The following is a 5694-nucleotide window of genomic DNA, read 5'->3' as shown; positions in this document are numbered from 1 at the left end:
TAAAACTTTACGAGTCGACCCGCAATAACCGCACAACACTGGACGCTAGCGAGTATTACGCCGTTTCCCAAGGCTATCTCCGGGAATGGGTCTGCATGGGACAGTGCAATCTCTATATTCAGACCTTGAAGAACCCAAAGCTTCGCCAGTCCATGGAAACCTATCGGCATGACGTCTGTGAGCCCAATCTGACGGAACTGAAGGTCTTGCTCGAACAGGGCAATTATGCACTTCCTGCGCCCTACAACGCCGCGCACGACGCGAAAAGTACCGAGTCGCTGGGCCGTCTGGATACGGACGCGATCGACGATCGCATGATCATGGTTGGTCATGTATTTAGCGTGGAGGCTTTCATGAACCGCTGGAACCATGGGGCCGTTCTCAGTCACCGCGCCGATGTTCGAGATGCGTTTCTGCGCAATTATCACCGTGCGAATCGTTGGCATTTGGCTGCGATTGTGATGGCGGAAAAAATGCAATTCCTCGAAGCACCCTGCCATTACCCGTTAAGAATGATCGCCTGTGGTTAAGGCGCAATGCGGGCATACGGCAAGTGGGGAAGCGATATATGAAAAACAGAAAGACTGGCGATTCCAGACTGCTCATAGCGGCCTTCGCAGGGCTGCACCTGTTGTGCTGCGGCATCCGGGGTTTGAGGCGCAGTGGAACGGAAAACCGGGTTAAGGCCAGTTCGCGACCTACTCGTCGCTCGCGGGATTGCGCAATGGCCGCAACTCGCCCTTGGCCACCGCGTCCGGTACTGAGAACGAATACCGGCCAAGCATGTTGATGTGCTCGTGCAGTAGCGGCGACAGCCTAGCCACATCCTCATCGCGGACCTCGAAGCCATCCGCGCGCAGTTGGTTCAATGCAGCCTCCATATAGCTTGTGTTCCACAGCACGATCATGTTGAGCACCAGGCCGAGCGCGCCGAGCTGGTCTTCCTGGCCTTCGCGGTAGTGCTGGCGCAGTTCTCCGCGCTTTCCGTGAAAGACAGCGCGGGCGACGCTATGCCGCCCCTCGCCTCGGTTGAGCTGGGTCAGTGTGCCCCGGCGCTTGGCTTCGTCATCGATGTACGTCAGCGTATGCAAGGTTTTGTCGATGCGGCCGAACTCGGCGATTGCCTGCGCTAGTCTGGTCGGGCGTTCGCCCACCTGTAGCGTGCGCATGATCCCGGCAGCGGGCACCCGGCCAAGCTTGAGCGAGCCGGCTAGGCGCAGCATGTCGTCCCAATGTGGCTCGATTTTTTGCAGGCTGATATTGTGTCCGGATACAGAGTTGAGCAGCCCGTAGTCGGCCTTCGAGTCGATCCGCCAGAAACGCGTCCCGCCAACGTCAGCCAGGCGCGGACTAAATCGGTATCCAAGCAGACGGAAGAGCCCGAAAACCACATCGCTGTAGGCGCCTGTGTCGGTCATGATCTGGGTCGGCTGAAGGTCGGTCTGCTGTTCCAGGACGACGGCCAGGAGGACCAGGCTATCGCGCAGCGTGCCCGGCACCGTGATGTCGTTCAGCCCTGAAAACTGGTTCGATATGAGGTTGTACCAAGTGACACCGCGACCGACGCCGAAGTATTTTGGGTTCGGCCCGGAATGCACTGATCGAACTGGCACCACGAACCGCATGCCGTCGGCCGACGCGACCTCGCCGCCGCCCCACACATTGGCCAGCGCCGAACGGCCCTGCGCGGCGACCAGCATGATGTTCGCCGCAGTGATGGTGTCGTCGCGCAGGTAGTTCTGGTCCACCCAGGACAACCTGTCGCGCTTGAGCGCCGATACGTCGCCGCGAGTTAGCGGTTCCGGTCCCGTGTTGCACGCCTCGGCCATCAACACAGCGCAGATGCTCACATGCAGATCGGAAGCGCGCGCCGTGCGCTCCGATATGTGGGTGAAGGCATCAGTAAAGCGGGTACGGGCTGCAATCTCCAGGATCAGTTCCGGCAGATCGACGCGCGGCAGCATGCCTGTGACCTTGGCGCGCAGCGCGATCAACGAAGCTGGCTCATCCATTTTGTCCAAAGGACTGAGCACCAGTTCTTTTTTGTCGCCCACCTTCTCAAACCGCACGGCCGGATTGTCGGGCAACCGGGCGGCGACGGCGTGGTAGGTCCGGTCCAGTTCATCGGCAAGGGCCGTCAATGTCGGCCCCGGTACCGCCGAGAGGCCCAGCGTGCGGCAAATGATCGGACGCGTAGATTCCCATTCAGTGCTATCGAGCAGGCCGGCGCGTGGATCGGCGTACCGCCAGCTCGGGGCTACGAACACGTCGCGCCGACGCAGCGCGATACGCAATTCGGAAAGAACGCAGAAAGTGTAAGCGTGGAAGTCGATGGCGTCATCCTCGCGCAGCACATGGCGTTGCCAAGGCTTGGTGATGATTTCGCGTGGCGCGTCGTTGTCGGGTCTCTTTACCATCATGTTAGCGCGAAGCCAAGCAAAGGCGGCGATGAACGGCCCGCCAGCGGCATTCGCGCCAAAGTGGATGTGCTCGGCCAGCGCCGGCAGAAAGCGCCGCACGGTCTTGTACTTCGCGTCCAGTTCCTGGTAGTACACATTGTCAGTCGGTCGAACTAACTTGTTGACGCCGGCAAGGGCCAGCGCGAGCGCGTCCGGCGAAATCCGAGCGAACAACTGCTTGCGCAGCTCGGCATCCGGCACCGTGTCGTCCAGCAGCATCTGACAGGCGCTGGCGAGTGTGGCCGCAGCCTCGTCCAAGTCCTTGAGCGAGCGGAGGCGCGATTTCTTGTCGGCCTTCACGGCGTCACCAAAAAGCTCCCGCAGAATGACTTCGAGCACTTCCAAAGCGTCATCTTGTGCCGATGCTTCGAGACAGTGCACAAACGCTACCAGGGTGGCCAGACGGCGCAGCACCGGTAGGCGAAGGATCGCGCTGGATTTGGCGGCGTCCGCGAATCGTGCCAGCGCTGCGACCCGCGTTGCTGGGATGCGTGTAGCGGCGGGCAAACGGATGCCGAGCTCGCGGACTGCTTGCAGTCGCATCAGCGCCAGGCTCATTGATCGGCTGCTAGCCACCACCGGCCCGGTGCGCAGGCGGTCAAGCGGGGAATTGCGACTGCCGCCTGAAGATACGAGGAGGCCTTCGAGGCGCGTTTGCTGGTCGAGGCTGATCCCACTTCCAAGCGAGCGCCATAATCGCTCCTCGACGCGGGTACGCAGGCGCGCGACGTACCTTTCAAGCGTTGTACATCCAGGCAGAAGCACCTTGTGCGTCACGAGCCATGTTGTGGCGCGCTCGAAAAGTACACTCGGCCGGTCGGTGCCGGTCCAGCACAAGGCGTAGAGCCACCGCGTCAGACGAAAGGCGATCAGAGGTTCCGTGAATTCGACGTAGCCATAGGAAGCGCGAATTTCCGTTGCGTGCTCCCAGCGCTGCTCGCCGGCGCTGTAAGGGTTTGCCTTGTCCAGCGCTTCGATGCGCAGCTGCTTGGCCAGTGTCCGCAGCACGGGCTGAGGCACTGCCAGCGGGTCTTCCAAAAACGTGCCCAAGTAGCGCACCGTCGCGAGTTGGACGGCGAAGCCCAGCCGATTATGCGCACCGCGCTTCGGTGCGATCAATGCATGATCGGTATCGTCTAGGTGAAAATACCGGGCGAGGTCGTGGGGCGAAGGCGGACCGACGTAGCGGCCGTAGTTTTCGCGCTGGTCGTTCGAGAGAAAGCTGACTGGCATGTATGACCGTGCAGAGCTGAGTGTCGCACATTATGCTTGTAAATGTGGAAACAAGTCCGCTTCTAGCCGCTCATAATTCCCTGCCGTCGCCGACCTGCTTAAGCCGCGATGTTTGTCATCCGTCGACCCAGTAAAGAGCCATCCCGCGTCCGACAGTACAGTGAAGCCGACTCTCAGCAGATCGACATTAGTACGTCGCACATCCACGATGCAAAGATGCCACCGATAAGCGAGAACGGAAACAGTACGATCTGGTACATGAGGCTGTCCGGCACCCACACGGCGGCGCAATTAGGACGGTTCTCATCCTCGAGTTCCTTCATGCGTGCCATGAGCGATGCGTCCATCCCGCCGAACTTGGCGCGCCATTCGTAGAACGTGGCGTTGCTGATGCCGTGCTCGCTGCACAGCTCCGGTACAGGGCTGCCGGCTTTGGCTTGTTTCAGGATGGCGATGATCTGGCTGTCGGTAAAGCGGGACGTCTTCATGTAGAGCTTTCTGTTTAAGTAGAAAATCTACTTCTAAACGCGCTCTTTTTGTGGGGGGATTACCCCACCTGCGGATCGGTGAAGACTACCGCGGGCATCGCCGAGTTGTCGTAGCGGAGGCTGTCGCCGTTGAGTGCGTTCTTTGCCGCGAGCTTCGCGCCATAGGCCGCCATGTAGACAAACTGGTCCTTGCCCGTCACATCGCCGGCCACGTAAACGCCAACTTTGGAGGTGCGCATCCGGTCGTCGACGACAATGGTGTCCGCGGGCGTCCGGGCGATCTCAGCTTCCGCTAGGCCAAGGCTTTCCGTGTTCGGCGCGCGACCGGTTGCGACAAGAATCTGCTCGGCCGCAAGCGTCTCAGGGCGTCCGTCCCGAACCACCGTGAGTGCGACGCCGTTCTCTGTCCGACGGACGGACTCGTAGGTCAGACCACCCACGACCTTGATACCCTCATCGGCGAGATAGGGATGAGGACGTAATCGGCCTTGGCCGCCAGCGCCGAAAGCCCAATCGTTCCCAGCGCAATTCCAAGTATTGGGGTCGCGCAGCAGAGCGCTGCGCGACCGCACCGATGACGCCCGTTCGCATAAGGGCGCGATTATTCATTGCGGTCACGTCAGCGCGCGAGAGCCGCGCTCTTCACGCCCGTCGGGGTCGAAGGATAGCCTGCATTCGTGATCGCCTGGGCCAGTGCCTCCGCCGTGACCTTCTCATCGTCGAAGGTCACGGTCGCCGTGGCCCGACCGTCCCGCTCCACGACCACCGCGACCTGGCTGACACCGGAGATGCGCGAGAGAGTTCTCTTTACGATTGGTGCACAGGTGACGCAGCTCACATTCTCAACCGCAAGCGTGGCGGTCCGAGGGGCGGCGTAAGCGCCTCCGGCGAGAGTCAAGGCGGCGACGGTCACTGCAGTGCGAATCAAGGTCTTCATGGTCACAAGTCTCCTGGTTTGAAAGGTTGCATCAGAGGTCGAGAAGGAACGGCGCAGCGTAAGGGAACGCCATCGCTGCGAAGACGAGCACGGTCGCAGCCCACAGCCCGATTTTGGCAATCCGGCTCGCGCCCGGGCGAGCACAAGCACTACCTTCCGCGCAGTCCACCTTCGGTTGGCGGTAGACGCGCCAGAAGCCCACAGCGAGAAAGACAAGCGCTGCGACCACAAAGACGGGCTGGTAAGGCGCAAGCGCAGTCAAGTTTCCGATCCACGCCCCGCTCACGCCAATGCTGAACAGAACAAGCGGCAGTATGCAGCAGGACGATGCGCCAACGGCGGCCAGGACGCCGCCCGCCATCAACAGTTTTTGCCCGCCCTGCGACGTCCCTGCTTCGGGTTTGCCGGTCAGCCGCGCCGGGGCCGTTCGAACATACTCACTCATTCCTTGTCTCCTCGATCTTTTCAAGATGTGGCCTGTAGCACCTACAGGTTCAAGTGTTATTTCAGAGCGAGGTCTGCGGCCTCGCGCTCCAGACGCCGCCGACAGGCGCCCTACCACCATAAGTTCGCAAGC

General features: G+C 60.9%; 4 protein-coding genes and 3 pseudogenes. 1 reads left to right on the top strand and 6 read right to left on the bottom strand.

Features of this window, described 5'->3' with window-relative positions; all coding sequences use genetic code 11:
- The coding region (locus GPLA_RS06730) for a DUF3231 family protein (RefSeq protein ID WP_040514085.1) at nucleotides 1–530 on the top strand (530 nt) is incomplete at its 5' end.
- Between the two features lie 168 nt (nucleotides 531–698).
- Here the strand turns inward: GPLA_RS06730 and GPLA_RS06725 are convergent.
- The 6 genes and pseudogenes from GPLA_RS06725 to GPLA_RS06705 form a co-directional block, all read right to left on the bottom strand.
- Nucleotides 699–3692 carry a Tn3 family transposase gene (locus GPLA_RS06725; RefSeq protein WP_007104110.1) on the bottom strand — a complete coding sequence of 998 codons (2994 nt, stop codon included), beginning with the start codon at nucleotides 3690–3692 and terminating at the stop codon, nucleotides 699–701.
- A 296-nt stretch (nucleotides 3693–3988) separates the two neighbouring features.
- Nucleotides 3989–4180: pseudogene (locus GPLA_RS06720) on the bottom strand (transposase); the annotation flags it as partial.
- A gap of 59 nt (nucleotides 4181–4239) precedes the next feature.
- Nucleotides 4240–4632 (bottom strand): annotated as a pseudogene (locus GPLA_RS06715) (FAD-dependent oxidoreductase); the annotation flags it as partial.
- Nucleotides 4608–4730, bottom strand: a pseudogene (locus tag GPLA_RS23940) (mercury resistance system transport protein MerF); the annotation flags it as partial. The pseudogenes GPLA_RS06715 and GPLA_RS23940, both read right to left, overlap by 25 nt.
- A 69-nt stretch (nucleotides 4731–4799) precedes the next feature.
- A complete protein-coding gene (locus tag GPLA_RS06710; RefSeq protein WP_040514076.1) occupies nucleotides 4800–5117 on the bottom strand; it encodes a heavy-metal-associated domain-containing protein in 318 nt (105 codons plus the stop codon).
- A 31-nt stretch (nucleotides 5118–5148) separates the two neighbouring features.
- Nucleotides 5149–5562: a mercuric transporter MerT family protein gene (locus GPLA_RS06705; RefSeq protein WP_040514080.1), complete on the bottom strand. Its 414-nt coding sequence runs from the start codon at nucleotides 5560–5562 to the stop codon at nucleotides 5149–5151.
- Nucleotides 5563–5694 lie beyond the last annotated feature (132 nt).

The sequence above is a fragment of the Paraglaciecola polaris LMG 21857 genome (assembly GCF_000315055.1).
GTDB classification, from domain to species: Bacteria; Pseudomonadota; Gammaproteobacteria; order Enterobacterales; family Alteromonadaceae; genus Paraglaciecola; species Paraglaciecola polaris.
The sequence above is the reverse complement of the archived record's forward strand: the minus strand, read 5'-3'. Positions and strand labels throughout refer to the sequence as shown.